General features: G+C 61.9%; 25 protein-coding genes. 10 read left to right on the forward strand and 15 right to left on the reverse strand.

The window, feature by feature from the left end; translation table 11 throughout:
• The first annotated feature begins 137 nt into the window (after positions 1–137).
• Positions 138–1,013: a DMT family transporter gene (locus Q0859_RS09260; RefSeq protein WP_299150093.1), complete on the forward strand. Its 876-nt coding sequence runs from the start codon at positions 138–140 to the stop codon at positions 1,011–1,013.
• Here the strand turns inward: Q0859_RS09260 and Q0859_RS09265 are convergent.
• From Q0859_RS09265 to mazG, 5 genes are all read right to left on the reverse strand, one after another.
• The gene (locus Q0859_RS09265) at positions 1,010–2,413 is read right to left on the reverse strand and encodes a protein adenylyltransferase SelO (RefSeq protein ID WP_299150096.1); all 1,404 of its coding nucleotides are present in this window, start codon (positions 2,411–2,413) and stop codon (positions 1,010–1,012) included. The genes Q0859_RS09260 and Q0859_RS09265 overlap by 4 nt on opposite strands.
• A gap of 32 nt (positions 2,414–2,445) precedes the next feature.
• Positions 2,446–2,895, reverse strand: a complete 450-nt coding sequence (locus tag Q0859_RS09270; RefSeq protein WP_299150099.1) for a GNAT family N-acetyltransferase — start codon at positions 2,893–2,895, stop codon at positions 2,446–2,448.
• Entirely contained in the window at positions 2,892–3,401 is a 510-nt protein-coding gene (locus Q0859_RS09275; RefSeq protein WP_299150101.1) for a GrpB family protein, read from the reverse strand. The genes Q0859_RS09270 and Q0859_RS09275 overlap by 4 nt, the downstream gene beginning before the upstream one ends.
• Positions 3,398–4,339 carry a nucleoside hydrolase gene (locus Q0859_RS09280; protein WP_299150102.1) on the reverse strand — a complete coding sequence of 314 codons (942 nt, stop codon included), beginning with the start codon at positions 4,337–4,339 and terminating at the stop codon, positions 3,398–3,400. The genes Q0859_RS09275 and Q0859_RS09280 overlap by 4 nt, the downstream gene beginning before the upstream one ends.
• 129 nt (positions 4,340–4,468) lie before the next feature.
• Positions 4,469–5,323 (reverse strand): nucleoside triphosphate pyrophosphohydrolase, encoded by an 855-nt coding sequence (mazG, locus tag Q0859_RS09285; RefSeq protein WP_299150103.1) that lies wholly within the window; start codon positions 5,321–5,323, stop codon positions 4,469–4,471.
• Between the two features lie 30 nt (positions 5,324–5,353).
• Here mazG and Q0859_RS09290 point away from each other — a divergent pair, with 30 nt between their 5' ends.
• The 4 genes from Q0859_RS09290 (at position 5,354) to Q0859_RS09305 (ending at position 8,948) form a co-directional block, all read left to right on the forward strand.
• Positions 5,354–6,517: a M20 aminoacylase family protein gene (locus Q0859_RS09290; RefSeq protein WP_299150104.1), complete on the forward strand. Its 1,164-nt coding sequence runs from the start codon at positions 5,354–5,356 to the stop codon at positions 6,515–6,517.
• Positions 6,518–6,579: 62 nt separating this feature from the next.
• Entirely contained in the window at positions 6,580–7,548 is a 969-nt protein-coding gene (speB, locus tag Q0859_RS09295; RefSeq protein WP_299150105.1) for an agmatinase, read from the forward strand.
• A complete protein-coding gene (gene speB / locus Q0859_RS09300) occupies positions 7,538–8,485 on the forward strand; it encodes an agmatinase (RefSeq protein ID WP_299150107.1) in 948 nt (315 codons plus the stop codon). The genes speB (Q0859_RS09295) and speB (Q0859_RS09300) overlap by 11 nt, the downstream gene beginning before the upstream one ends.
• Positions 8,486–8,534: 49 nt before the next feature.
• On the forward strand, positions 8,535–8,948 hold the full coding sequence (locus tag Q0859_RS09305) for a DUF1499 domain-containing protein (protein ID WP_299150108.1): 414 nt from the start codon (positions 8,535–8,537) through the stop codon (positions 8,946–8,948).
• Here the strand turns inward: Q0859_RS09305 and Q0859_RS09310 are convergent.
• Entirely contained in the window at positions 8,889–9,176 is a 288-nt protein-coding gene (locus tag Q0859_RS09310; protein ID WP_299150109.1) for a hypothetical protein, read from the reverse strand. The two genes, Q0859_RS09305 and Q0859_RS09310, sit on opposite strands and share 60 nt — an antisense overlap.
• Positions 9,177–9,237: 61 nt before the next feature.
• Between Q0859_RS09310 and prfA the strand changes: the two genes are divergently transcribed.
• From prfA to Q0859_RS09325, 3 genes are all read left to right on the forward strand, one after another.
• Positions 9,238–10,287, forward strand: a complete 1,050-nt coding sequence (gene prfA, locus Q0859_RS09315) for a peptide chain release factor 1 (RefSeq protein WP_299150110.1) — start codon at positions 9,238–9,240, stop codon at positions 10,285–10,287.
• Positions 10,284–11,117, forward strand: coding sequence for a peptide chain release factor N(5)-glutamine methyltransferase (prmC, locus tag Q0859_RS09320; RefSeq protein WP_299150112.1), 834 nt, complete (start codon positions 10,284–10,286; stop codon positions 11,115–11,117). The genes prfA and prmC overlap by 4 nt, the downstream gene beginning before the upstream one ends.
• Positions 11,118–11,317: 200 nt before the next feature.
• Positions 11,318–11,884 carry a DUF4167 domain-containing protein gene (locus Q0859_RS09325; protein ID WP_299150116.1) on the forward strand — a complete coding sequence of 189 codons (567 nt, stop codon included), beginning with the start codon at positions 11,318–11,320 and terminating at the stop codon, positions 11,882–11,884.
• Between the two features lie 8 nt (positions 11,885–11,892).
• On the opposite strand, the gene rsmA is transcribed toward Q0859_RS09325, so the two are convergent.
• From rsmA to lptF, 6 genes are read right to left on the reverse strand one after another with little or no spacing between them, the layout of a single operon-like run.
• Positions 11,893–12,741 carry a 16S rRNA (adenine(1518)-N(6)/adenine(1519)-N(6))-dimethyltransferase RsmA gene (gene rsmA, locus Q0859_RS09330; protein ID WP_299150118.1) on the reverse strand — a complete coding sequence of 283 codons (849 nt, stop codon included), beginning with the start codon at positions 12,739–12,741 and terminating at the stop codon, positions 11,893–11,895.
• Between the two features lie 36 nt (positions 12,742–12,777).
• Complete coding sequence (gene pdxA / locus Q0859_RS09335; RefSeq protein WP_299150120.1) at positions 12,778–13,743, reverse strand: 4-hydroxythreonine-4-phosphate dehydrogenase PdxA; 966 nt, start codon at positions 13,741–13,743, stop codon at positions 12,778–12,780.
• Positions 13,740–14,984 (reverse strand): peptidylprolyl isomerase, encoded by a 1,245-nt coding sequence (locus Q0859_RS09340; protein ID WP_299150122.1) that lies wholly within the window; start codon positions 14,982–14,984, stop codon positions 13,740–13,742. The genes pdxA and Q0859_RS09340 overlap by 4 nt, the downstream gene beginning before the upstream one ends.
• Positions 14,981–17,191, reverse strand: a complete 2,211-nt coding sequence (gene lptD, locus Q0859_RS09345) for an LPS assembly protein LptD (protein ID WP_299150126.1) — start codon at positions 17,189–17,191, stop codon at positions 14,981–14,983. Before lptD ends, Q0859_RS09340 begins: the two co-directional genes overlap by 4 nt.
• On the reverse strand, positions 17,175–18,272 hold the full coding sequence (gene lptG, locus Q0859_RS09350; protein WP_299150128.1) for an LPS export ABC transporter permease LptG: 1,098 nt from the start codon (positions 18,270–18,272) through the stop codon (positions 17,175–17,177). Before lptG ends, lptD begins: the two co-directional genes overlap by 17 nt.
• The gene (gene lptF, locus Q0859_RS09355) at positions 18,269–19,396 is read right to left on the reverse strand and encodes an LPS export ABC transporter permease LptF (protein WP_299150130.1); all 1,128 of its coding nucleotides are present in this window, start codon (positions 19,394–19,396) and stop codon (positions 18,269–18,271) included. The genes lptG and lptF overlap by 4 nt, the downstream gene beginning before the upstream one ends.
• Positions 19,397–19,561: 165 nt before the next feature.
• On the opposite strand from lptF, the gene Q0859_RS09360 reads away from it, so the two are divergent.
• Positions 19,562–21,034 carry a leucyl aminopeptidase gene (locus tag Q0859_RS09360; RefSeq protein ID WP_299150132.1) on the forward strand — a complete coding sequence of 491 codons (1,473 nt, stop codon included), beginning with the start codon at positions 19,562–19,564 and terminating at the stop codon, positions 21,032–21,034.
• A gap of 1 nt (position 21,035) precedes the next feature.
• Positions 21,036–21,491: a DNA polymerase III subunit chi gene (locus tag Q0859_RS09365; protein ID WP_299150134.1), complete on the forward strand. Its 456-nt coding sequence runs from the start codon at positions 21,036–21,038 to the stop codon at positions 21,489–21,491.
• A gap of 20 nt (positions 21,492–21,511) precedes the next feature.
• On the opposite strand, the gene Q0859_RS09370 is transcribed toward Q0859_RS09365, so the two are convergent.
• From Q0859_RS09370 to Q0859_RS09380, 3 genes are all read right to left on the reverse strand, one after another.
• Entirely contained in the window at positions 21,512–22,093 is a 582-nt protein-coding gene (locus Q0859_RS09370; protein ID WP_299150137.1) for a TIGR02281 family clan AA aspartic protease, read from the reverse strand.
• A 30-nt stretch (positions 22,094–22,123) separates the two neighbouring features.
• A complete protein-coding gene (locus Q0859_RS09375; RefSeq protein WP_299150140.1) occupies positions 22,124–22,750 on the reverse strand; it encodes a MarC family protein in 627 nt (208 codons plus the stop codon).
• A gap of 113 nt (positions 22,751–22,863) precedes the next feature.
• Positions 22,864–24,708: an ABC-F family ATP-binding cassette domain-containing protein gene (locus tag Q0859_RS09380; protein ID WP_299150143.1), complete on the reverse strand. Its 1,845-nt coding sequence runs from the start codon at positions 24,706–24,708 to the stop codon at positions 22,864–22,866.
• Positions 24,709–24,778 lie beyond the last annotated feature (70 nt).

Raw genomic sequence — 24,778 nt, forward strand, 5'->3', positions numbered from 1 at the left:
TCACTCCCTCGTAGATGTATGAATCCTCGTAGATGTATGAATCATCCCTGCCAGCTTGGCACAATTCGCGGCCGCATCGGCGGGGAATGTTTGCTGGCAATTGACATGTGTGGTCGGGCAACGCTCAAGTGCGCGGGATGGTTCGCAAATCCCACATTGATCTGTTCGGCGCGATGGCGCTCACGGCCTTTGCGCTGAACTTCGGGCTCAATCAGGTGGTGGTTAAAGTGTCCAATGGCGGGTTCCAGCCGGTGTTCATGGCCGCGTTGCGTTCAGTCGGGGCCTGCGTGATCCTGCTGATCTGGATGCGGGCGCGGGGGATTTCGTTGCATCTGCGGCAGGCCAGCATGGTGGGTGGGGTTGCAGCGGGCGTGCTGTTCGCCGCTGAATTCATCCTGTTGTTCAATGCGCTTGATCTGACCACCGTCGCGCGGTCGTCCATCCTGTTTTATTCGATGCCCGTGTGGCTGGCGCTTGCCGCCCACATGCTGATCCCGGGCGAACGTCTGTCGCGCACGCGCCTGATCGGGCTGGGCCTCGCGATGGCGGGGGTGGTCATTGCGGTGGCGGATCGTGGCACGGGGCAGGGCAGTCTGATGGGGGATTTGCTGTCGGTGATGGCGGCGATGTGTTGGGCGGGGATCGCGCTCTGTGTGCGTGTCACCCCGCTCAGCGAGATCCCGGCCGAACAGCAATTGCTGTGGCAACTCGTGATCTCGATCCCGATCCTGCTGACTGCATCGCTGTTCTTCGGCGATCTGATCCGCGATTTACGCCCGATCCACATTACCGGGCTGACCTATCAGATCCTCGCCATTGCCAGCTTCGGATTCCTCGCCTGGTTCTGGCTGATGAAAATCTATCCCGCCTCGGGCGTTGCCTCTTTCAGCTTTCTGTCGCCGGTGTTTTCTGTGCTGCTTGGCTGGCTGCTGCTGAACGAACAAATTGCGTTGAGCATCTGGATCGCGCTTGGGCTTGTGGCCGTGGGGCTGGTGCTGATCAACCGTCGCTAGGTGCCGCAGAAGGTGGCAGGGACGATTTCCTGTGCAGTGGGTGGATCGCATAAATCATTATCTTTTAATTTTAAATCATAAGGTTGCGATGTGACTTTCATGAATCGAATGAAGAGTGTCATATCGCCTGCGACAGCGGCCTCGATCATCGCTTCGATCCGGTGATTGCGCGGGATGATCTGCGGGTTGGCACGGGCCATGATCTGGGCTGCGTCCGGCCCCACGCGGGCCTGCCAGCGCGCATCCCAGTCATCGAATGCGGTGCGGTCGGTGAATTGATCGCGTGCGCCCGCCTGGCCAAGGGCCGCAAAGGCATTGGTGAAATCCGCGCCATCCTTCTGCATCAGTGCCAGCAAGCCCTCGATCAAGGCTTGATCGTCGGCCTGCGCATCCGCCACCCCGATCTTGGCCCCGAACCGGCGCAACCACGCGGCCTGTAGCTGGCCGGGCATGGCATGCACGATGGCCGTCGCCTGTTCCACCGCCGCGTCCTTGTCATCGAACAACTGGATCAACGCGGTGGCCAGTTGCGCCATGTTCCACACCGCGATCCGGGGCTGGTTGCCAAAGGCATAGCGGCCCATCTGATCGATCGAGGAAAACACCCGCGCCTCGTCATACGCATCCATGAAGGCGCAGGGGCCATAATCGATGGTCTCACCCGAGATGGTGCAATTGTCGGTGTTCATCACTCCGTGGATAAAGCCGACTGACATCCATGCGGCCACCAATTCGGCCTGTGCCGCACAGACAGCGGCCAGCAAGCCCATGGGCCCGTCCGCATCCGGGTGGTGGCGCGCGATGGCGTAGTCGGTCAGGGTGCGCAATTCATCAATATGACCCCGATGGGCAAAGATCTGGAAAGTGCCGACCCGCAGATGGCTGGTGGCCACACGGGTCAGCACCGCACCGGGCAAGCCACCCTGTTCGCGGTAGACCGGATCGCCCGTGGCAACGGCGGCCAGTGCCCGGGTGGTGGGGATGCCAAGGGCGTGCATCGCCTCGCTGACCACATATTCGCGCAGGACCGGACCCAGCCACGCGCGCCCGTCGCCCATGCGGGAATAGGGGGTCGGCCCGGAGCCTTTCAATTGAATGTCGCGGCGTATCCCGTTGGTATCGATGACTTCTCCAAGCAGGATCGCACGCCCGTCGCCCAATTGCGGGTTGTAGTTACCAAACTGATGACCCGCATAAAGTTGGGCCAGCGGGGCCGCACCGTCTGGCACGCGATTGCCCGCAAAGACGTCCGGGTCGGTGCCGCTGATCCCAAGCTCTGCCGCCAGATCGGCGTTCCACGCCAGCGTCGCCGGTGCCGAGACCGGGGTGGGTGGCAATCGCGTGAAAAACGCCTCGGGCAGGGCGGCATAGGAATTGTCGAAGGGGATGTGCACAGTCATGGACAAGACATAAGGTGCAGGGGGCGCGCTGGCTAGAGGTGGCGCGTCATCAGGTGATAGCCATCGCGCAGTCTGAAACCGCTGCGGGCGTAAAGCCGCTGTGCGACCTCGTTGTCAGGGCCGACTTCCAGATGCAGTGCCTTGAGGCCCGCACCGGACAATGCACGGGGCAGAGCCAGCAGCACTTCGGAGGCGATGCCGCGTTTGCGGACGCCCGGGCGGATGAACAATTCGTCGACGAACCCGTCCATGCCGCCAAATTCGATGGACCAGCCAAAGGTGACAACGATATAGCCAATGGGCGCGCGGGGTGGGCCGATCAGATAGGCGGCCCCGTGGGGGATGCCTGCCAGCAATGGCTCAACTGCGGTCAGGCGCATCTTATCGCTGACCTCAATCCCCTGTTCGGCGTGAAAAGCCGCCACCAGCGGCAGCAGCCGATCCAGATGGTCGAGAGTGGCAAGGGTCAGGGCCGCACTCATTTGTAGGTCTCCATCGCTTTGGCTTCGGCCTTGGCGATCCAGTCGGATTTGCAGGCCCCATATGCCGCACCGCCATCGGGGTGGCGGGCTGCACATGATGCTTTGACCGAAGTATAAGCGGCGCGCAAGGCGGCGTTGGCGCGCAACGCATCGCGAAAGGCCAAATGGCGGCGGATGTCCGCGTGACCTTGCACATAGGCATGCGCATGAACGCGGCGTGCGCCCGTATCGGCATCAAACAGCCGAACATAGCGGCGTCCGGGCAGGCCATAGGTGCCCATCCACTCGTACCCCAATGCCTCAAGGGCGGGGCGTGCCGCGTCCGCTGCATCCGCGTCGGCAAAGACAGGCAGCAGGTCGATGATCGGTTTGGCGGGCAGGCCGGGCACAGCCGTGGATCCGATGTGGTGCACTGCGACAAGGCCGCTGACATGGGCGCGCCATGCGTCGCCATACCCCGCTGCCTGTGCAGGCCAGCCCGGATCGGGGGCGGCCAGCAGGCTCATAATCGCGCCAGCCGATCCGTCAGCAGGGCAAAGAACCCATCCGCATCCAGATCCCCGATGAATGTCGCGTTCCTGGGGCGATCCGTGACGCCCCACCAATCCGCAACCGTCATGCCGCGCGTCAATTCCGAGGTGGTTTCGATCTCGACATTGATATGGCGGCCCCTGAAAAGGTCGGGCTGAATAAGGTAGGCGGTCACGCAAGGATCATGCAGCGGGGCTCCCGCAGAGCCGTATTTTTCCTTGTCAAAGCGCTCGAAAAAGTCGGTCATCTGCGCCACGGCAATGCCCACGGGCGTGTCCAATGCGCGAAAGGCATCATTGCGCGGCTTGGTCACCAGCGCCTTGTGGGTCACATCAAGGGGCAGGACGACAATGTCGATACCGCTTTTGAACACGATATCAGCAGCTTCGGGGTCGACATAGATGTTGAATTCAGCGGTGGGGGTGATGTTGCCAACCTCGAAATAGGCCCCACCCATCAGCACGATCTGCTGGATGCGCTCGGAAATGTCGGGTGCCTTTTGCAAGGCGGTCGCGATATTGGTGAGCGGCCCGAGGGGGCAAAGCGTGACCGTCCCGCTTGGCTGGTCTCGGATCGTGTCGATGATGAAATCGACCGCATGCCCGTCCTGCACGGCCATGATCGGGTCGGGCAGGTCCGGGCCGTCCAGCCCGGTCTTGCCGTGCACATGTTCGGCCGTGACCAGATCGCGACCCAACGGGCGGTCGCACCCTTCATACACGGGTACATCAACCTTGCCCGCCAACTCACAGATAATGCGTGCATTTTTCGACGTCAAATCAAGCGGCACATTGCCTGCAACGGCCGTCAGGCCAAGCACATCAAGGTCCTCGGGGCTGGCCAGCGCAAGCAGAATGGCGACGGCGTCGTCCTGGCCGGGATCTGTGTCGATGATGATTTTGCGGGGGGCCATATGGTCTCCGAACAGTTGATTTTGGGCGTAGCGTGGCCTCTTTGTCGGCCCTTGTCCAGAACGGGGCGCGTGCTTTCATGGATCGCGGTGGGCGCGGAAGGAATTGGCGTAACGGCGAGGCGCGCGAGGTCAGCCTTGGCCGGATTTCTCGCGTGCTTTGGCGTCGTTCCACAGCGTGTCCATCTCGTCGAGCGTGCTGTCGGTGGGGCGTTTGCCACGGGCCGCCAAATCCGCCTCTATCGCGCCAAAGCGGCGGGTGAATTTGGCATTGGTCCGGCGCAGCGCCTCTTCGGGATCGATGTCAAGATGGCGGGCCAGATTGGCCACCACAAACAGCAGATCGCCCATTTCATCGACCATCTGATCGTGGTCCAGCGTGTCGCGGGCCTCGACCAGTTCGGCGGCTTCTTCCTGCAACTTATCAAGCACATGACCGGTGTCGGGCCAGTCAAAGCCAACCCGCGCGGCCCGCTTTTGCAGTTTGAGTGCGCGCAGCAAGGCAGGCAGGTTCATCGCCACCCCGTCCAGCGTTCCGGCCTGTGCCTTGCCCGCACGTTCGCTGGCCTTGATCGCCTCCCAATCGCGGGTTTGCTGGTCTGCGGATTTGTTCCGGCTTTCACTGCCGAATACATGCGGGTGACGCGCCACCATCTTGTTGGAAATGTTGGTGACGATGGATTGAAACGAAAAATGCCCCGCCTCGGCCCCGATGGCCGCGTGATAGACCGATTGCAGCAGCAGATCGCCCAACTCGCCCTCCAGCTCGGCCCAATCCTGCCGCTCGATGGCGTCGGCCACCTCATAGGCTTCCTCGATTGTGTAGGGGGCGATGGTCTGGAAGGTTTGTTCGATGTCCCAGGGGCAGCCGGTGTCGGGATCGCGCAGGCGGCGCATGATCTCGAGCAATCGTTCAATCCCGGCGCTTTCGTCATGTATCAGCGTGTCGCCCATTGCAGCCTCGCGTGCTTTCAGGTTTTGTGACATCTGACGTATCCCATATGCAGGAGTCCAGCCATGGCGATCATCAACCGTATCGGAGATTTGGGCCCCAAGATGGCGGAGTGGCGTCAGCATCTGCACACCATTCCCGAGCTGTCCTTTGACTGCCCCAAGACATCCGCCTTTATCAAGGCGCGGCTGGAGGAGATTGGGGTGGATGCGATCCATGACGGGATTGCACAGACCGGCATTGTGGCGATCATCAAAGGGCAGGGGAATGGGCCCACCATAGGCTTGCGCGCGGATTTCGATGCCCTGCCCATCACCGAAGAAACCGGCGTGCCTTATGCCTCGACCCATCCGGGTCAGATGCACGCCTGCGGGCATGACGGGCATACGGCTATGTTGCTGGGGGCGGCGCAATATCTGGCTGAGACGCGAAATTTTTCGGGTTCGGTTGCGCTGATCTTTCAACCCGCCGAAGAGGCCGGGGGCGGGGGTGAAGTCATGGTGCAGGCCGGGATCATGGATCAGTTCGACATTGGCGAGGTCTATGCGATCCACAATGCGCCGGGCAAGGATTTTGGCAAGTTTCACACCACGGCAGGCCCTATCATGGCCGCGGCAGACACCTTCCATATTCACGTCACCGGCAAGGGCGGGCACGCGGCGCGCCCCTATGACAGTGTCGACCCGGTTGTGGCGGCTTGCGGGATCGTGACCGCCCTGCAAACCATCGTCAGCCGCAATCACAATACCGCCGGATCATTGGTCATTTCGACCACCCAGATCCACACCGGAACAACCGACAATGTGATCCCCGAAACCGCGTATATCAACGGCACGGTCCGCACTTTTGACAAGGAGGTACAGGCCATGGTCGTGGCCCGTATGAAAGAGATCGTGGCAGGCACGGCGGCGGCCTATGGCTGCGAGGCGGAGCTGGAATTCGAATTCGGCTATCCGCCCACTGTGAATGATGCGGGCAAGGCCGCGTTTGCGGTGCAGGTCGCATCCGAAGTGGCGGGCACCGAGGGGGTGGATGACGCGATTACGCCCGTGATGGGGGCGGAGGATTTTTCCTATATGCTCGAGGCGCGACCCGGTGCCTACCTGATGCTCGGGCAGGGGGACGGCGCCGGGGTGCACCATCCTAAATACGACTTCAACGACGAGATTGCGCCCATCGGGGCCTCGTTTTTTGCCCGTCTGGTCGAGACGGCGCAGCCGGTGTCATAGGGGCGCTGCCCCTCGGCCTGCGGCCTCACCCCGGAGTTTATTTTGCAAGATGAAGGACACTCATGGCGCTTGAAGATGCAAAGACGCAGATGGATCATGCGTTCACCCGCGAGGATTTGCGTGGGCCGTCCTTTGAACTGACCTTTGGCGGGGCGACGTCGTTTCTGCGCCGTCGCTATACGAAGGATCTGAGTGGGGTTGATATCGCCGTGACGGGCGTGCCCTTTGATCAGGCGGTGACGAACCGGCCCGGCACCCGTCTTGGCCCCCGCGCAATCCGGGAGGCGTCGAGTTTGCAGGCCCCGGATGCACCTTACGGTTGGCCCTTTGATGTGCTGAGCGAGCGGGCCATTGTGGATTACGGTGATGTGGCCTTTGACTATGCGGATGTGCCGGCCTTTCCCGGTGCGGTGCAGGCCCATATTGCCGGGATTCTGGCGGCGGATGTGGCGAGTGTGGTGCTTGGGGGCGATCACTATGTCTCGTTCCCGATCCTGAAGGCCTATGCGGAGAAGTTCGGCCCGATCTCTCTGATCCAGATTGATGCGCATACGGATACGTGGCCGGATGATGATATGGACCGCGTCGATCATGGCACCATGTTTTACAAGGCCGTGAAGTCCGGCATCGTGGACCCGACCACATCCGTGCAGATCGGCATCCGTACGACCAATGAGGATACGCTTGGCGTCCATATCATCGATGCACCTGAGTTTCACCGCATTGGCCCCGAGGCGGCCGCCGCGTGGGCGCGCGAGATTGTGGGGGATCGCCCCTGTTACCTGAGCTTTGACATTGATGGGCTTGATCCGGCCTTTGCGCCTGGAACCGGGACGCCTGTTTGGGGGGGGCTCAGTTCGGCGCAGGCGGCGGCGCTGCTGCGCGGGCTTGCGGGTGTGAACATTCGCGGCGGTGATGTGGTCGAGGTGTCGCCCCCCTTTGACACCACTGGTGCAACCGCGATTGCAGGGGCCCATGTTGCAACCGAAATCTGCTGTTTGCTGGGGTGGAGAATGCGCGATGGCACCTAAGAACCAACCCATCAGCGGCAATGATCTGGCCCGGTTTTCGGGGCCGGGCACTTTCATGCGGCTGCCGTTTTCAAATGCGCTGCAAACGCTGGATGTCGCCATTCTGGGCGTGCCGATGGACATTGGCACCTCCTGGCGGTCGGGCACACGGTTCGGGCCCAAACAGGTGCGCAGCGAATCCGCGATGATCCGGCCCTATAACCTGCAAACCGGGGCGGCTCCGTTTGACAGTTTGCAGATGGCGGATGTGGGAGATCTGGCGATCAACACCTTTTCCCTATCTGACAGTATCCGCATCATTTCGGAGAGTTACAATGAGATATTGAACTATGATGCGATCCCCGTCGCCATCGGAGGGGATCATTCGATCACCTTGCCGATCCTGCGCGCCATGGCCAGACGCCACGGGCCGGTTGCGCTTGTGCATGTGGACGCCCATGCGGATGTGAATGACGAGATGTTTGGGGAGCGTGAGACCCACGGCACCGTTTTTCGCCGTGCCTATGAGGAAGGGCTGATCAAAGCCGACAAGACCTATCAGGTCGGCCTGCGCGGCACCGGCTATTCGGCGGAGGATTTCACCGAAGCGCAGGGCTGGGGCTTTCAGCAGTTCCTTGCGCCTGAATTGTGGGGGCGCGATCTGAGCAGTCTGGGCGCTGAAATCCGCCGTGATATCGGGGACATGCCGACCTATATTTCCTATGATATCGACAGTCTTGACCCGGCCTTTGCGCCCGGCACCGGAACGCCCGAGATTGGCGGGTTGACCACGCCGCAGGCCATGCAATTCATCCGCGCGTTGCGGGGCATAAACGTGATCGGGTGCGATCTGGTCGAGGTGTCGCCGCCATATGACACGTCAGGCAATACGGCGCTGACAGCGGCGAATCTGCTGTTTGAGTTGCTGTGCATCCTGCCCGGTGTGGCGTATCGCTAGCGGTGGAGCCTCCGGAGTGCGTATCTTGGCGGAAGGAAGACGGGGTGGGATGAAGATCATGCTGTATGCCCCTTTTGTTATTATTATTTTTGCATTGATTGTAGTGCCCTATATCCGCTTTGCCCCGGCTGAGGAGGCGCGCTGGCATGTGTCGATCAAGGTCAATCAGGACCGTGATCTGACGGGCGGGGCGATCCGGGTTGTGGATGCGCCACCGTCTGCTCTGGCCGATGTGGATCGTGCCGCGCGCGCATTGCCACGGACGCAGGTGTTTGCAGGCTCCGTTGCAGACAATCACATTACCTATGTGACCCGCTCGCACTTCTTTGGCTTTCCCGATTATACAACCATCCAATATGTCGACGGGCAGTTGAAGATGTTCGCCCGCCTGCGATTTGGCCGCTCAGATCTGGGCGTCAACGGCAAACGACTGGAGCGGTTGCTGGGGGCTGTTCAGGGATGAGCTGAGGCATCCTTGTTCGACTTCACGCCACATGGGCGAGTTCAACGACATCTGGCATTGGGCGGTAAACATACGCCCATCGACTTGCAGGCAGACCGTTTGCCCGAGTTCAATGCGACTGCCGCTTTTGTCGGTGCAATAGCACTCGACCGTTTTGCCCGAAGGCGAGGTCACATCCGCCAGCGCAGGGCTGACCATGAGCAAGAGGAAAAAAGTTAACCGTTCCATACTCAAGATATAGCACAGCCGCCCCCTTGACCAAAGCCCCCCCTTGGATCAAACCCGCGTTATGATCCCTGCCGACCGCCTTGTTCAGATCACCCAACGCTTTCAGTATCTTGAGGCGGCGATGGCCGATGGGACCGGTGATATTGCGGTGCTGGCCAAGGAATATTCCAACCTGCGCCCCGTTGTGGATCAAATTGCCGCATATTCCCGCCTCGTCGAGGACATGGCCGAGGCCGAGGCCATGCTGGACGATCCCGATATGGCGGAACTCGCCCAAGAGGAACTACCCCGCTTGCGCGCCGCCTTGCCCGAGGCCGAGGCCGCGTTGCAGCTGGCCTTGTTGCCCAAGGATGCTGCTGATGCCCGCCCTGCGATGCTTGAAATCCGTCCCGGGACGGGGGGGGACGAGGCGGCGCTTTTTGCCGGGGATCTGTTGCGCATGTATGCCCGTTTTGCCGAACGCCGGGGCTGGAAGCTGGATGTGATCGAAGAGCAAGCCACTGAGCTTGGCGGTATCAAGGAAGTTGTGGCCCATATCACCGGTGACAACGTCTTTGCCCGTATGAAGTACGAATCCGGTGTGCACCGGGTGCAGCGTGTGCCCACAACCGAAAGCGGGGGGCGCATCCACACATCTGCGGCTACGGTTGCCGTGCTGCCCGAAGCCGAAGACGTCGATATAGAAATCGCGCCGGGTGACATCCGCATCGACACGATGCGTTCCTCCGGGGCAGGCGGGCAGCACGTAAACACCACCGACTCGGCGGTGCGCATCACCCATTTGCCGACGGGTATCGTTGTCACCAGTTCCGAGAAATCCCAGCACCGCAACCGCGACAAGGCCATGCAGGTGCTGCGCGCGCGGCTTTACGATATGGAACGCAGCCGCGTGGATGATGCACGCTCGGCTGATCGGGCGGCACAGGTCGGCTCGGGCGATCGCTCTGAGCGCATCCGCACCTATAATTTCCCGCAGGGACGCATGACGGATCATCGCATCAATCTGACGCTCTATAAGCTTGACCAGATCATGCAGGGTGATCTGGACGAGGTGATTGACGCGCTCACCGCTGACGCACAGGCGCGCCTCATGGCCGAGATGGGCACATGACAGCCGCCGAGGCGATGGTGGCCGCCACGGCCCGGCTGCGCGCGGCAGGGGTGCCGGACCCGGCGCGGGATGCGCGTATGTTGCTGGCCCATGCTGCACAAGTCGATGCAGCGCGTGTCACGCTGATTGCACCCGAAGATATCGCGCCGGATATTGCCGAACGTTATGATCATCTGGTGTCGTTGCGCGCTGTCCGCGTCCCTGTCAGCCATCTGATCGGAGAGCGTGAATTTTATGGCCGCCGCTTTAAGATCAGCGCGGATGTACTTGATCCGCGGCCAGAATCCGAAACCTTGATCGAGGCTGCGCTGGCCGAGGACTTCACGCGTGTGCTTGATCTGGGCACCGGGTCGGGCTGCCTGTTGGTCACACTTCTGGCCGAGCGGGATCAGGCCCATGGCGTCGGTGTTGATCTGAGCGAGGCGGCCTGTTTGCAGGCCAGCGCCAACGCGGTGCTGAACGGGGTGGCGGCGCGGGTGCAGATCCTAGAGGGGGACTGGTTTGACCCTGTCGAGGGGCGCTTTGACCTGATCGTGGCCAATCCGCCCTACCTTGCAGCGTTCGAGATGGACGAGGTCGCACCTGAGCTGCGCGATCACGAACCCCGCATGGCGCTCACGGACGAAGGCGACGGGCTGTCTGCCTACCGCGAAATCGCGGCCCTTGCAGGCAGTTATCTGACCCATCGGGGCCGGGTGATGTGTGAAATCGGGTGGATGCAAGGGGCCGATACCCGCGCCATATTTGAGGGTGAAGGCTGGGGTGATATCGTGATTCTGCCTGATCTGGATGGGCGGGATCGCGTGCTGATTGCGCGAAATCCGGCATAAGCGGCCCGAAATTCGTGAAAATATCCTATTTGCCCTTGTCGCGCAGGCTTTGTCGTGCTTATTCATGCTTCAGACACCGGCCTGCTGGTCTGCTTCCAGCGACGGTGTCCCATTCACAGGATCGCCGCGTATTCGCAATCAGGTGCTTATGATGCACCCCGGCAGATCAGAAAAAACACGCCAGAGAGCTGAACACATCCATGAAATCTTCGAGATCACGGTCCCGGTCCAAGAACAGTCGTAACCGCAGCAACAATAGTGGCGGCGGCAACGTCGTGAACCGGGTGTTCGACAGTTCCGGCCCCGAAGGCAAAGTGCGCGGCACGCCACAGCAAATCATCGATAAGTACAACCAGCTGGCCCGCGATTCCCAATTGTCCGGCGACCGGGTTGCGACCGAGAATTTCCAGCAGCATGCCGAACATTACATGCGCATGCTCAGCGAGGCGCAGAAAGAAATCGACGCCCGCCGCGAAGAGCAGGAACGCCAGAACCGCGAACGTCAGGCCGAGCGTGATCGCGAGCGCGCCCAACGTCAGGAACAAGAGAGCAATGCGAGTTCAAACGCGCCCTCTGATGACGCAACCGATCCGGCCAACGCGCCTCAACCCGATGTAGGCGGTGTGAACGAGGCTGAAGGCGACAGTGGTCTGGTGGAAACACCCGAAAGTCAGCCCAAGCCCAAGCGCACCCGGTCGCGCAAACCCAAGCCCAAGCCCGCAGCGCCGGATGACAGCGGCAGCGCGCCGCCTGAGGCCGCTGAGTAGATCACGGCTCAGGCCTGTGCGGCTTTGACCTCGCGGGCCAGCGCGCAAAACGCCTCGATCGGCAATTGTTCGGCGCGGTCTGTGGGTTTGATGCCGGCTGCGATCAGTCGATCTTCAATATCGGGCACCAGCCCCTTGAGTGCTGCGCGCAGCATCTTGCGCCGCTGATTGAACGCCATCGCCACCACACGGGACAACACCTGCGCGTCCGCCTCGAAGCGCGGCGCGGGCAGGGCGGTGAGGTGCACAACCGCACTCGACACCTTGGGGGCGGGGGTAAAGGCTTCGGGCGGCAGGTTCAATGCGATGCGCGTATCGGCCCGCCATTGGGCCAGAACCGCGAGCCGCCCATAGGTTTTGGACCCCGGCTGCGCCACGATCCGTTCTGCCACTTCGCGCTGAAACATCAACGTGAGCGACTGCCAAAAGGGCGGCCATGTCGGCGGGGTGAGCCAGCGCACCAGCAACTCGGTACCCACATTATAGGGCAGGTTGGCCGCCACACGGATCGGCGGCGTCAAATGCGCGAGCGGGTCAATGTCCAGCGCGTCCCCCTCGATCACCTCCAACTGGTCCGGATAGCGTGCTGCGATCTCGGCCAATGCGGGCAGACACCGCGCATCCTTTTCGATGGCGAGCACCTTGCGCGCGCCCTCTGACAGCAACCCGCGCGTCAACCCACCGGGGCCGGGTCCGATCTCAAGCACATCCACACCGCTCAAATCTCCAGCCTGCCGCGCAATCTTGGCGGTGAGGTTCAGATCCAGCAAAAAGTTCTGCCCCAAAGACTTGCGCGCCCGCAACTCATGGTCCGCAATCACCTGACGCAAGGGGGGCAGATCGTCGATGGTGCTCATCTTTTCATTGTTCTCCAAATATGCCCGCCGGAGGCATCAAAGATCAGCCATACGCGCCGCCATCCGAATGGCCTCGATCATGCTGGTCGGATTGGCAATGCCTTGGCCTGCGATATCGAATGCGGTGCCGTGATCGGGCGAGGTTCGGATGATCGGCAAGCCAAGCGTGACGTTCACGCCCCGGTCAAAATCCAGCGTCTTGATGGGGATCAGGGCCTGATCGTGATACATGCAGATGGCCGTGTCATAGCGGGCGCGGGCAGCGGCGTGAAACAACGTATCACCCGGCCATGGGCCGGTGACATCGACCCCTGTGGCGGCAACCTCGGCAACAAGGTCCGCCATCCAGTCGAGTTCTTGGCGGCCCATCGCCCCCCCTTCACCTGCATGCGGGTTGAGGCCCGCAATGACGATACGGGGGGCCGGGATGTGGAATTGATCGCGCAGGCTGCGGGCGGTGATCTCGATTGTTTCGCGCAGCAGATCGGGGGTCAGCGCGGCTGCCACATCCTCAAGCGCGATGTGGATCGTGGTGGGCACAACGCGCAGCTGATCGCAAGCCAACATCATCACAGCGCGCGGTGCATTCGTGAGCGCCTCAAGGTATTCGGTATGGCCGGGATAGGCAAAGCCCGCACCATCCATCAGCACCTTTTTGTGGATGGGCGCGGTGCACAAGGCAGAAGCCGCCCCTGATGTCACCAGATCAACACCCCGCGCGATCACGTCGATCACGCCCTGGGCGTTGGCGGGGGTGGCGGTGCCGGGGGTGGCTGCGTGGGCAAAATCATGGCGCAGGACGGGCAGGGCGTCGGGGCCACAAGATGCGGCCTGTGCCGGATCATCCACCTCGATCATGGGTGTGCCGGGTGGCAAATGGCGCGGATCGCCGATCCACACCATCGCAACGTCATGGCGCAAGGCGGCCCAGGCTTTGGCGGCAACCTCGGGGCCAACACCGGCGGGTTCGCCGCAAGTGATGGCAATGGGGGCCGTACTCATTCGAAGACGCGGATCGTCGCTTCGGCCTCAAGCTCAGCCAGCAGGTTTTCGGAAAACGCGTTCAGGCGTTGGTTGCGCAACTGGATGGCAATGGCCTCGCGGTTGATCTCCTGATCCTCGGGCAGGGCTGGCGTGCGCCCGCACAGCATCAGCAACACCAGCGTCTGGCCGTTCGCACGGGTCAGCGCGGTCGAGGTTTCGCCCGGATCCAGCTTGGCCAGTTCGATGGCGATGTCGGCGGGGATTTGATCCGGCGGCAGGCTGCCACGATCCAGCGCGCTTTCAGGCTGGTTTTGCGCGACACCGTAAAGGTCATCGCAGCGGTCCACGCGCGCGATCACCTGATTGGCACGTGCAAAGGCCTCGGGCGTGCGTCCACCGGCAATATAGTAGGCTGCGTATTCGATGGCGGAATAGGTCTGCTCGGGTGCGTCGGTTTCGCGAATGTCGCGCAGCTGGAACAGGGCGACCGCATTGGGGATGGGCAGGGGGGCTGTCACCTCACCCGGTGCCAGCGCCAGCAAAAGCGGGCGCAGAACGGGGGGCAGTTCGCTGATGGGCGTCCAGTCCAGACGTCCGCCCTGGCCCCGCGATGCGGTGGCGGAAAAGCGGCGGGCGAAGCTTGAAAATTCGGCCTCGGTTTCGGAACCGGCCATTTCCTCGGCCAGTTCAAGCACCTGTTCGGCGCGCTCGGGCGGGGCGGGGATGATGATTTCCGACAACAGCACTTCGATGCCGCCATTGCTCCGCGTGCTGGCCAATGCGCGGTCCACCTCGCGATCGGTGATCTGCACCCGGCTGCCGAAACGGCCCCGGATATAGTCCCGCCAGATCAGCGAGACAGACACGAAATCGCGGAAGGTTTCGCGGGCGACCCCTGCGCCCTCCAGCCCTTGGACAAATTCCTCGGCGCTGAGATTGGCACGGGCCGCAAATTCGCTGAGGCCGTCTTGCAACTCGGCCGGGGACAGCGTGAGCCCGGCCTGGGCCGCCTCAGAAAAGCGTAACCGATCGCGGATCAGTTCAGGGATCACTTCCTGTCGGGTCCCGCCGCGTGCGCCGACCACCTGCAAGAAGCGGATGCGTTGCTGTACCTCGAATTCGGTGATGGTCGTTTCATCGACCTGTGCGACGGGCGCAAAGATGTTCTGCGCGATGCCGGGGCCTGTCAGGCCGAACAGGGCGAATGTGCCCACCGTGATGGCATGGGCCATCCGCTGCTTGATTTTCATACCGCTCATCCCGCGTGTTTCCCGCATGTTTTTCTGTCGACCTTCGGGCCACCATTGGCCGAAAAGCCCTCCAGGGACACTGATACCCCCAGTGTGGTGGCAGGCTCAATAGTTGTTGAACTCGCAAACCGCCGCTGAACGCTGAGGTCCACGCGCACGCACTCGTTGCGATAGGTCAGGCTTCCGCCCGCCGTGGCAGCGCGCCCCAGCTCAAGATCGTATCGCATATTGGCCCGGGCGTTCCACCGCTGGTCAATCCGATAGGATCCGCCAAAGGTGAATTCGTTGATCGGGTCCTCAAGTTCGATGACCGGATCTTCGTCCACCCAGATATAGGTCCCGGCAAAGCTGAACTTCGCATTGCTCCAGCTGCCCCGCATCTCGGCCTTGGTGATGTCAAAGCTTTCGTCAAACAGGGTGCGCCCGGAGACGGCCAGCCCACCGTCAAATTCAAGCTGACCCGCCAGCAGAAAATCCGAGTCGAGCCCCGACAGCCCGCTGCTTTCGGTGAAGTCGGGCTGGGACTCTTCGCGGATGACCTGACCGAAGGTGGCGTGGGCGGTCCACCCTTCGGGGTCAATGCGCGCCCATGTGGTGCCATAGGCAAAGGCCCACCCGCGCTCGCGCCGATCCGTTTCGGGGAAGCGGGACAGCGACAGCAGGTTGCCCTCGCCAAATTCGACGCGGGTGCTTTCCTCGTTTGGCACGTCCAGCCCATCACCCCCGACCCACGCGAGCTGGGCCAGCGGTTCGATAAACTGTGTAACCCCGGACTCCGAACGCCGGATCAACGGATATCGCAGGCCTACGGCCACATGGGGCGCGATGCTGCTGTCCCCATCGTCGGCAGTCGCGTCCTCGGACACCCGGATCGCATCCCCCGCGATCCCCAATTGAGTCTGAAGTTGCAGCCCCCCCATCTGGAAGGTGCGCAACCAGTTGGTGTCCACGCTCAGGCGCAGCACATCGCGCCCGTCCACGACCCCGTCGCCGTTCACGTCCGTGGGCACATCCGAGGCCCGCTCAAGCGCCTGTGCCTCGGCGGCGAGGCGAATCTCGCCGCCGATCAGGCCTGGAAAGAACCGCCGCTCGTAAAGCGCGTTCACCACATCCGAGGGCAGCACATCATCGTCTTCATCACCGCGGATCGATTTGAAGTTGATATAGGACAGGCGGATAAATTCGTCGCGACGTGCCCGCTGAATCTTGATCTGGCTGTCAAGCCGGTCCTTGCCCGAAAATCCGTAATTCGACAGATAGGAATCGTCTGACACCGCCTCGATATCGAATTGCAGTATGAAGTCGCGCCTGAGCTGGAATTCACCGGCAGCAAACAGGTAGCCACGGGATTCGCCGGGTTGCAGATCGTCGTCCGAGGTCGCGCCCTCGATCGTCAGCCGCCCGCGCTTGAACAGCTTGCGATAGCGCAGTTGCAGCGTGCGCGTGCCATCCGCGATATAGGGCGTGATCAGCAAGTCGCTGCTGTCACCAAGGGGGACGAAATAGGGGGTCTTGATCCCTGTGCCAAACAGCGAATTGACCACCAGTTCGGGAAACAGGAACCCGTTTGTGCGGCTGACCGTCGGGTCCGGCATCCGCAGCCGGGGCAGGTAGAAGATCGGAATGTCGCGCACCAGCAGCGTGGCGTTGTCAAAATAGAGTTGCCGGGCCTCTTTGTCGTGGATCACCTTGCTCGCCCGGATTTGCCAGAGCGGCGGGCGCGATTTGCCGTTTTTCTCGCAAATGCGGCAGGACGTGGCCGCGACCTTGTAAAGCTGGGTGTATTTGCCACCTCCCACCCGGTTCATCTGCACCGAGGCGAGTTGCAGCTGATCGTTCAGCACCAGCCGCGCCCCGGTCAAGAGCCCGGTCTGGAAATCGTCCGTCAACTCGGCTTGCGAGGCGACGATGACTGATCCCTGGCCGTCATCAAGGGTGATGGGGCCGGTGATCGTAAGCGCGCCTGTGTCCTGATTGTATTCGATGGATTGGGCTGTCAGGCGGGTGCCGTCCTGAAAGGCCTCAACGTTGCCGGTGGCGATCAGGCGACGGTCTGGGGTGACCTGGATATCATCCGCGACAAGAACAGCCGGGCTGACGACGGGTGCGTTGCCGTCACCCTCCTGGGCCTCGGCGATACCTGCCCCAAAGATCAGCGCGGCGATCAGCAGGGCGGTGCACCCCCATATCCGGAAACGGTCAGCCATCTTCTGCATGCAACAACAGCCCCAACCCCAACAGGATCGATGCAAATGGCGCAGCCCATGCGGCGAACAGTACGGGGATTTGCCCGTTCTCGCCCAAAATCTGCGCAAAACTGCGAATAAAATACAAACCGAACCCCAGTAGTACCGCTGCCAGCACGGCTGTGCCGGTCCCCCCAAAGCGGGTATGGCGCATTGAGAACGCAGCGGCAACCAGAACAAGCCCCATCAGGAACAAGGGCCGCGCCAGCTCGGATTGCAGCCAGACACGTTGCTGGCGTGCCGAAAACCCGGCCTGTTCAAGCTGGGTGATGAACGTCGGCATGTCCCAGACTGACACCCCTGCGGGCGTGCCGAGGCTTTCGCGGATCCGATCCAGTGTCAGCGTCGTTTCCACCGACAGGACATCGTGGGTGGTCGCGTTGGCTTCGGCGTTCAAGCCAGCCGTGAGCGGCCAGATCTTTGCGCCTCTGAGCGCCCATGCGCCGTTTTCCAAGGCCGCACTGGTCGCCTCGATCCGTTGCACCGGGTTGCCCGAGGCGGCGTAGCTGAGGAAGGTCACGTCATAAAGCACGGAGGCATCCGTGTTGGACCGCCCCGCCCGGATCACGGTTTGGCCCGTGTCACCGCCCTGACGCAGCCACAGCCCTTCGTCGGATACCGACAGGGCCGAAATGCCGCCTGATCGATATCCCTCGGCCAGGGTCGCATAGCGTTTCGAGGTTGCAGCCACCATCGGCCCCAGCATCGTGGTTGCAACAATACCCGCGATCAGTGCAACCGCCAGCGGGGCCAGCAAGGCGCGCGCCGCCGACCGGCCCGCCGCCCGCGTCACCACCAGTTCGGACGAGCGTGCCAGCGAGATGAACAGCACCACGGTGCCCAGGATCATAATCAGCGGCAGGATCTGGTTGATGGTCTCTGGGGCGTTCAGGATTGTAAGCACAATCCGCTCCGCAAAGGAGACGTCGTAATCCGCAAATTTGCGCGTTTGATCAATCAGGTCTACCAGCACCACAATTGTCGAAAGCACGATTGCAATCATCAGCAAGGCCAGCGCAAAGCGCCGCGCGAAATAGAGGTGCAGGATCATGGGGTCGCCCTCCGCATGCGTCGCCAGACCCCGTGCGCGCCCGCGGCGACAAACAGCAACGCCCCCACGATCACAGCGCCGATCAACGATGGCAGATATAGGATCGGCCACAGTCGCGCATCTTCGATCACAGGGCCAGACAGGCTGCTGCGCATCCCATCAAGGGCGACGAGGATCAGGAAGGCGATCACGATCTCGCGCCAGACCCCAAAGCGTGAATATCCCCCCACCAGCAACGTGGCAAAGCCGATCAGGGCTGTGATGAAACAAAAGACACCGCGTGCGATCCGTGCGTGAAGTTCTTCGGCGACGACGCCGGTTGTGATTTTGTACTGTGCCGCAACCCCGGCCCAATCACGCAACAATTGTGTTGACACGAGGTATTCAATCGACGGCTTCACCACCTTGTCCGACCTCATTAGCGATGTGATATCAAAGGAATAGTCCTGGAATTTGCCCGTCGACAGCCGCGTGTTGGAGGGGGTAAAACGTTGGGCCAATCCATCCACCATGATCAGCGACGTGGTGTCCCCGCTGCGCAGCAGATAGGCTTCGGCCCCGGTATAGATCATCCGTTCGTTCGGGGTGCGTCTGTCCGCAAGGAACACGTCCAGCAGCACGCCGTCTTCGCGGATGGCGCGGGTATAAAGGGTCACACCCTCTGTCGGGGTCAAAAACGCACCCTCTGTCAGCAGTTGCGAGGTGACGTTGCGCGAAATCTCCAACTCGCGCTCGCTCAACTGTCCCGAGGCCAGCGGGACCAGTGCGTGGCTGAGGACCGAGATCATGGTGCCCGAGATCAATCCGAATACCGCAACAGGGCGGGCCAGCCGCCAGGGCGAGGACCCGGTGGACATCATCACCGTCAGCTCGCTTTCGTTGTTGAGCCGGTTTGTGACGTAGATGGCGGCCGCAAATGTCGCGATGGGCAATACGGTTGTGACCAGCCGCGGCAGCCCAAGGGCGGAGAATTCGAGAAAGACAAGCGCGGTCTGTCCGTCGCCGATCAGGCGATCAAACAGCTGCACCGCCCGGTTGATCCAGAACACCGCCACCAGCACAAGCGCGAAAAAGCCAAACAACCAAAGCAGTTGTGACAGCATATAGCGGTCGAATCTGACCAAAGTGTCCCCCGTTATGTGCCTGTTTTATTGTTCGGGTCGCAGCAGCGTTGCGGGCAAGTTACCCCAAGGGGGCCTCGGGGAAAACTCCAAATTGCGTCTTGTGCGCTGGTCAGCGTCGATTGGGCGGGGTACGTCTGGGGCAAACCTCACAAAACGGAGCCCGTGATGACCGATCTGACGCCTGTTTCTTTTGCTGCCACCGACCTTGACGCCTTTGCCAATCATGCAGGCCGTATTGCTGTGATCGTTACGCCCGAGGGCAAGCTGGAACAGTCGGGCCGCCGCGTGAACCGGCTGAGCAAGGGCGCATTGCAGCGGTTTGTGGACAGCGACCGCTTTGCCAAGGTCAAGGTTGGTCAGGTTGTGAGTATGGCGTGGCCTGCGGGAATGGCCGCCGAAGCGGTCGATCTGATCTGTTTGCCGCGCAACCATTCGGTCGGGGAGGCGCGTAAAGCCGGGGCCGCCCTTGGCAAAGTCCGCGGTGATGCGGCGTTGCTGATGGCTGTGGACGGGGCGCGCCGCGTTGCAGAGGTCGTCTTTGGCTGCGTGATGCGCGACTACACGTTCTCGGCTCACAAGACGGATGCAGAGGCCAACACCACAGGCATCACCGTCATGTGTACCAAACCCGACGAGGCCGAAGCGGCGGCAAGCCCCTTGCTGGCCATCGCAGAGGGGACTTTTATGACCCGTGATCTGGTGAACGAGCCTGCCAATGTGCTGACCACCACCGAATTTGCGGATCGGCTGGCCGAGATGACCTCGCTTGGCCTTGAGGTCGAGGTGCTGGAGGAGGCGGAGCTTGAAAAGCTGGGCATGCGTACGTTGCTGTGCGTGGGGCAGGGGTCTGACAGCCCGTCCAAAGTGGTTGTCATGCAATGGAAAGGCGGGGCAAAGGACACAGCCCCCCTGGCCCTGGTGGGCAAGGGGGTGGTGTTTGACACAGGCGGCATCAGCCTCAAGCCCGCCGCCGGCATGGAAGACATGACCATGGATATGGGCGGCGCGGGCGTTGTGGCCGGCACCATGCGCGCGCTTGCCAAACGCAAGGCCAAGGCCAACGTGGTGGGCCTTGTGGGCTTGGTCGAAAACATGCCCTCGGGCAATGCGACCCGGCCCGGTGATGTGGTCACCTCGATGAAGGGAGATACGGTTGAGGTGATCAACACGGATGCCGAGGGCCGCTTGGTGCTGTGTGATGTGATGTGGTACGCGCAAGAGCGGTTTGAACCGGCAGGCATGATTGATCTGGCCACATTGACGGGGGCGATCATCATCGGCCTTGGCCACGAGAATGCGGGCGTGTTTTCCAATGATGATGCGCTGTGCAACGCGTTCCTCAAGGCCGCCGAGAAGGAAAACGAGGGCGCGTGGCGCATGCCCTTGGGCAAAGCCTATGACGATATGCTGAAATCACGCATTGCCGATATGAAGAACATTGGCGGACGCCCTGCGGGCTCGGTCACTGCCGCGCAATTCCTGCAACGCTTTGTCAAAGAGGATACGCCGTGGATTCACCTTGATATCGCGGGCGTTGCCTCGGTTAAATCCGCGACCGGGCTGGCCCCGGCGGGGGCGACGGGGTGGGGTGTGATGGCGCTCAGCCGGTTGGTTGCGGACAATTTCGAGACCGAGTGACATGGGGGCCGCCTATTTCTACCACCTGACCCGTCGCCCGATGGAGGAAACGCTGGCGATGTTGCTGTCCAAAGCTCGGGGGGCCGGGTGGCGCGTTGCGGTGCGCGGCGGGGATGCGGGGCGGCTGGCATGGCTGGATGAGCGGTTGTGGCTGGGGCCTGAGGATGGATTTTTGGCCCATGGCATGGCCGGTAGCCCGCATGACGGCGACCAGCCTGTGTTGTTGACCACCGGAGAAGCCTCCAACGGGGCGACCTGTGTGATGAGTGTGGATGGGGCAGAGGTCTCCGCAGAGGAGGTGGCCGCGCTGGAGCGGGTCTGCGTGCTGTTTGATGGCAATGATGCAGAGGCGCTGGATGTGGCGCGGCGTCAGTGGAAGGCGCTGAAAGACGCAGGCGTATCCGCGCAATACTGGTCCGAAGAAAGCGGGCGGTGGGAGAAGAAGGCCGAGACGTAGGGTGGGCAATATTGCCCACCCTACCGGCTGAGGGTCAGTGCTCCGTCGGCGATTTCGATCCGGCCCCACCGTTGCAAATAGCCCATGCCAAGCAGCGATTGGTCCAGTGCGCCCCCGTTGACCACCGCCGAGACGTCGGTGTCGGTGTGTGGCCCGATCTCGACCGTGTCCAGACGCACCCGTGCGGTGCTGACCTCTCCATTGGCCGTCAGCGCACGGCCCAGATAGTTCAGGTTTGCCGGATCCAGCCCCGCGGCCTCGGCATCGGCGCGGTTCAGCACAATATCCGTAGCCCCGGTGTCGATGACAAAGTCCACCGGGGCACCGTTGATATCCAGCGTCAGCAAATAGTGCCCGCTGCGATCACGGGGCACGGTGATTGTGCCGCTGTCATCAAAGCGGGTCTGATTGGCGAACAGATCATCCTCGATATCGCCCCACATGCCCACAACCGCGATGGCCCCCAGAAAGATCAACGCCCAGATCGCTGCCATTTGCAGGGTCTGGCCGAGTTTGAGTTTCGTAGTCAGCAGAAAGCCCGCGCCAAGGACGAGGCCGAAGACGCTGAGATAGACCAGTTGTGCAATGCTGTCGCTGCTCATGGGAGATATATAGGCGCTTTGGTTCGGTTTTCAGCCCGGCATCAGCCCGAAGTTGCGCAGCCCGTCGAGAACGAATTGCACCGAGAGTGCGGCCAGCAGCATGCCCAACAGGCGCGTCACAACCGTGATCCCTGTCTTGCCCAGGGCCCGCTCCAGCAGGGAGGAGGCGAGAAAAAGGCCCAGGCATACGCCAAGAACAAGGGCGGTGATCGCCAGCACCAGTGCCAACCCCTCCAGCCCCGGTTTCTGCCCCGTCAACAGAATGACGGAGGCGATGGAGCCCGGCCCGGAGATCAGCGGGATTGCGAGGGGGAAGACCGAGGGGTCGTCCTGTGCGTCGGCGTCCTCGCTTTGATCTTCGCGCCGTTTGGTGCGCCTCTCGAATAACATATCGAGGGCTGTGAGAAACAGTAGGATGCCCCCTGCGACCCGAAAAGCGGGCATGGAGATGCCGATAAAGCCCAGCACCGCCTCGCCGAACAGCGCGAACACGATCAGGATCAGCATGCCGATGGTGCAGGCGCGCATGGCAATGGCCCGTCGCTGGCGTTCGGGCACGCCTTGGGTCAGCGCCACAAACAGCGGGGCGAGACCGATGGGGTCGATCACGACGAACATGGTGACAAAGGCTGTGATAAGGAATGCGGTGTCGATCATTGTTACCTTGAGTATGTCAGAGAGATTCGTGGAGGCTGGTCCCCACAGGAGGGTTTAAGTGGGGGCCAGCCCCCACACCCCCGGAGTTTATCTGGCAAGATGAAGCAGGGGGATCAGGCTTGTTCGGCGCTTTCAAGTTTTTCGAGGTCTTGCATCCAGAGTGTCTCGGCGCGCCCGAGTGCGTCCATGACCTCGGCGTATTTCTTCTGCCAGACTTCCATTTCGCCCAGTTTGGCGTCTTCATAGAGGGCCGGGTCGGCCAGTTTCCTGGCCAGCTTGTCGCGCATGTCGTTCAGCTTTTCCACCCGTGCCTCGGATTTGCGCGCCTCGGCCTTCAAGGCCAGCATCGCGTCGCGATTGGGCCGCTTGGGTTTGGGTTTTTCGGCTGCGGGCCTGGTTGGTTTGCTGTCGCTGAGCAGTAGTTTGCGATAGGCTTCAAGATCATCTTCGAACGGTTTGACGGTGCCGTTTGACACCAGCCACAACCGATCCGCCACCAGTTCCAGCAAGTGCATGTCGTGGCTGACCAGGATCACGGCACCTGTGTAGGCGGTCAGCGCTTCGACCAGTGCCTCGCGGCTTTCGATGTCTAGGTGGTTGGTTGGCTCATCAAGGATCAGCATGTGGGGCGCATCGAGTGTCGCCAGCAGCAGCGACAGCCGCGCCTTTTGCCCGCCCGAGAGCTTGCCCACCACTGTTTCGGCTTGATCCGCAAGCAGCCCGAAGCCCGAGAGCCGCGCACGCCAGCGTGCGGGCCCTTCTGTGGGCCGTTCGCGGCGCAAGTGGTCCAGCGGGGTTTCGTCGATGAACAATTCGTCCACCTGATGCTGCGCGAAATAGCCGATGCGCAGCTTGTTGGACTTGGTGATCTTGCCGCTCAGCGCGGGCAGCCGATCAGAGAGGAATTTCGACAGCGTCGACTTGCCTTGACCGTTCTTGCCAAGAAGCGCGATGCGGTCGTCCTGATCAATCCGCAGTGAGAGTTTGGACAGCACCGTTGTGTCGCCATAGCCGGTGCTCGCCCCGTCGATATGGATGATCGGGGGCGAGAGTTCTTCGGGATTGGGGAAGTCGATGCGTTTGAGCCCCGCCTCTTGTGGCGTCGTGATGGGCTGCATCTTGGAGAGCGCCTTGAGCCGGGACTGGGCCTGGCGCGCCTTGTCCGCCTTGTAGCGGAACCTGTCCACATAGGATTGCAGGTGGGCGCGGCGGGCGTCCTGCTTTTTGGCCATCGCAGCCGCATTGGCCAGCTTTTCCGCGCGTTGACGCGCAAACTGGTCGTAGTGGCCTTGGTAGAAGGTCAGCTTGCGATCTTCCAGATGGAGGATCGCGCCGACGGCCCGGTTGAGCAGGCCCCGGTCGTGGCTGATGATCACGACCGTGTGGGGGTATTTGGCGAGATAGGCTTCGAGCCAGAGCGCCCCTTCGAGGTCGAGGTAGTTGGTCGGCTCATCCAGCAGCAGCAGGTCGGGCTGGGCGAAAAGCACGGCCGCCAAGGCCACGCGCATCCGCCAGCCCCCCGAAAAGTCAGCGCAGGGTTTCAATTGTTCGGCATCGTCAAAGCCAAGCCCCTTGAGGATGGTGGCGGCGCGGGCCTCGGCACTCCAGGCGTCGATATCCGTCAGCCGGGTCTGGATTTCGGCAATGCGTGCGGGGTCGTCGCTGGTATCTGCCAGAAGGGCGGCGCGTTCGGTATCCGCCTCAAGCACGGTGTCCAGCAGGGACGTCTGCGAGGCGGGCACCTCCTGGGCGACGCCGCCGATGCGCGCGCCGGAGGGCAGGGAGATGTCGCCCCCCTCAAGTGCCAGCTCGCCACGGATAAGCCGGAACAGGGTGGTCTTGCCCGTGCCATTGCGGCCCACGAGACCCACCTTGTGTCCTTCGGGAATGACGGCGCTGGCCCCTTCGAACAAGGGGCGACCGGCCACGGCATAGGAGATATCTGAGATGCGCAACATGGGGTCGCTGATGCCGCAAGCGCGAGGCGCGGTCAATCGCCGCTTTTCACCCGCGTGTCCGCATGCTAGG

Source organism: uncultured Tateyamaria sp., assembly GCF_947497045.1.
Lineage (GTDB): Bacteria > Pseudomonadota > Alphaproteobacteria > Rhodobacterales > Rhodobacteraceae > Tateyamaria.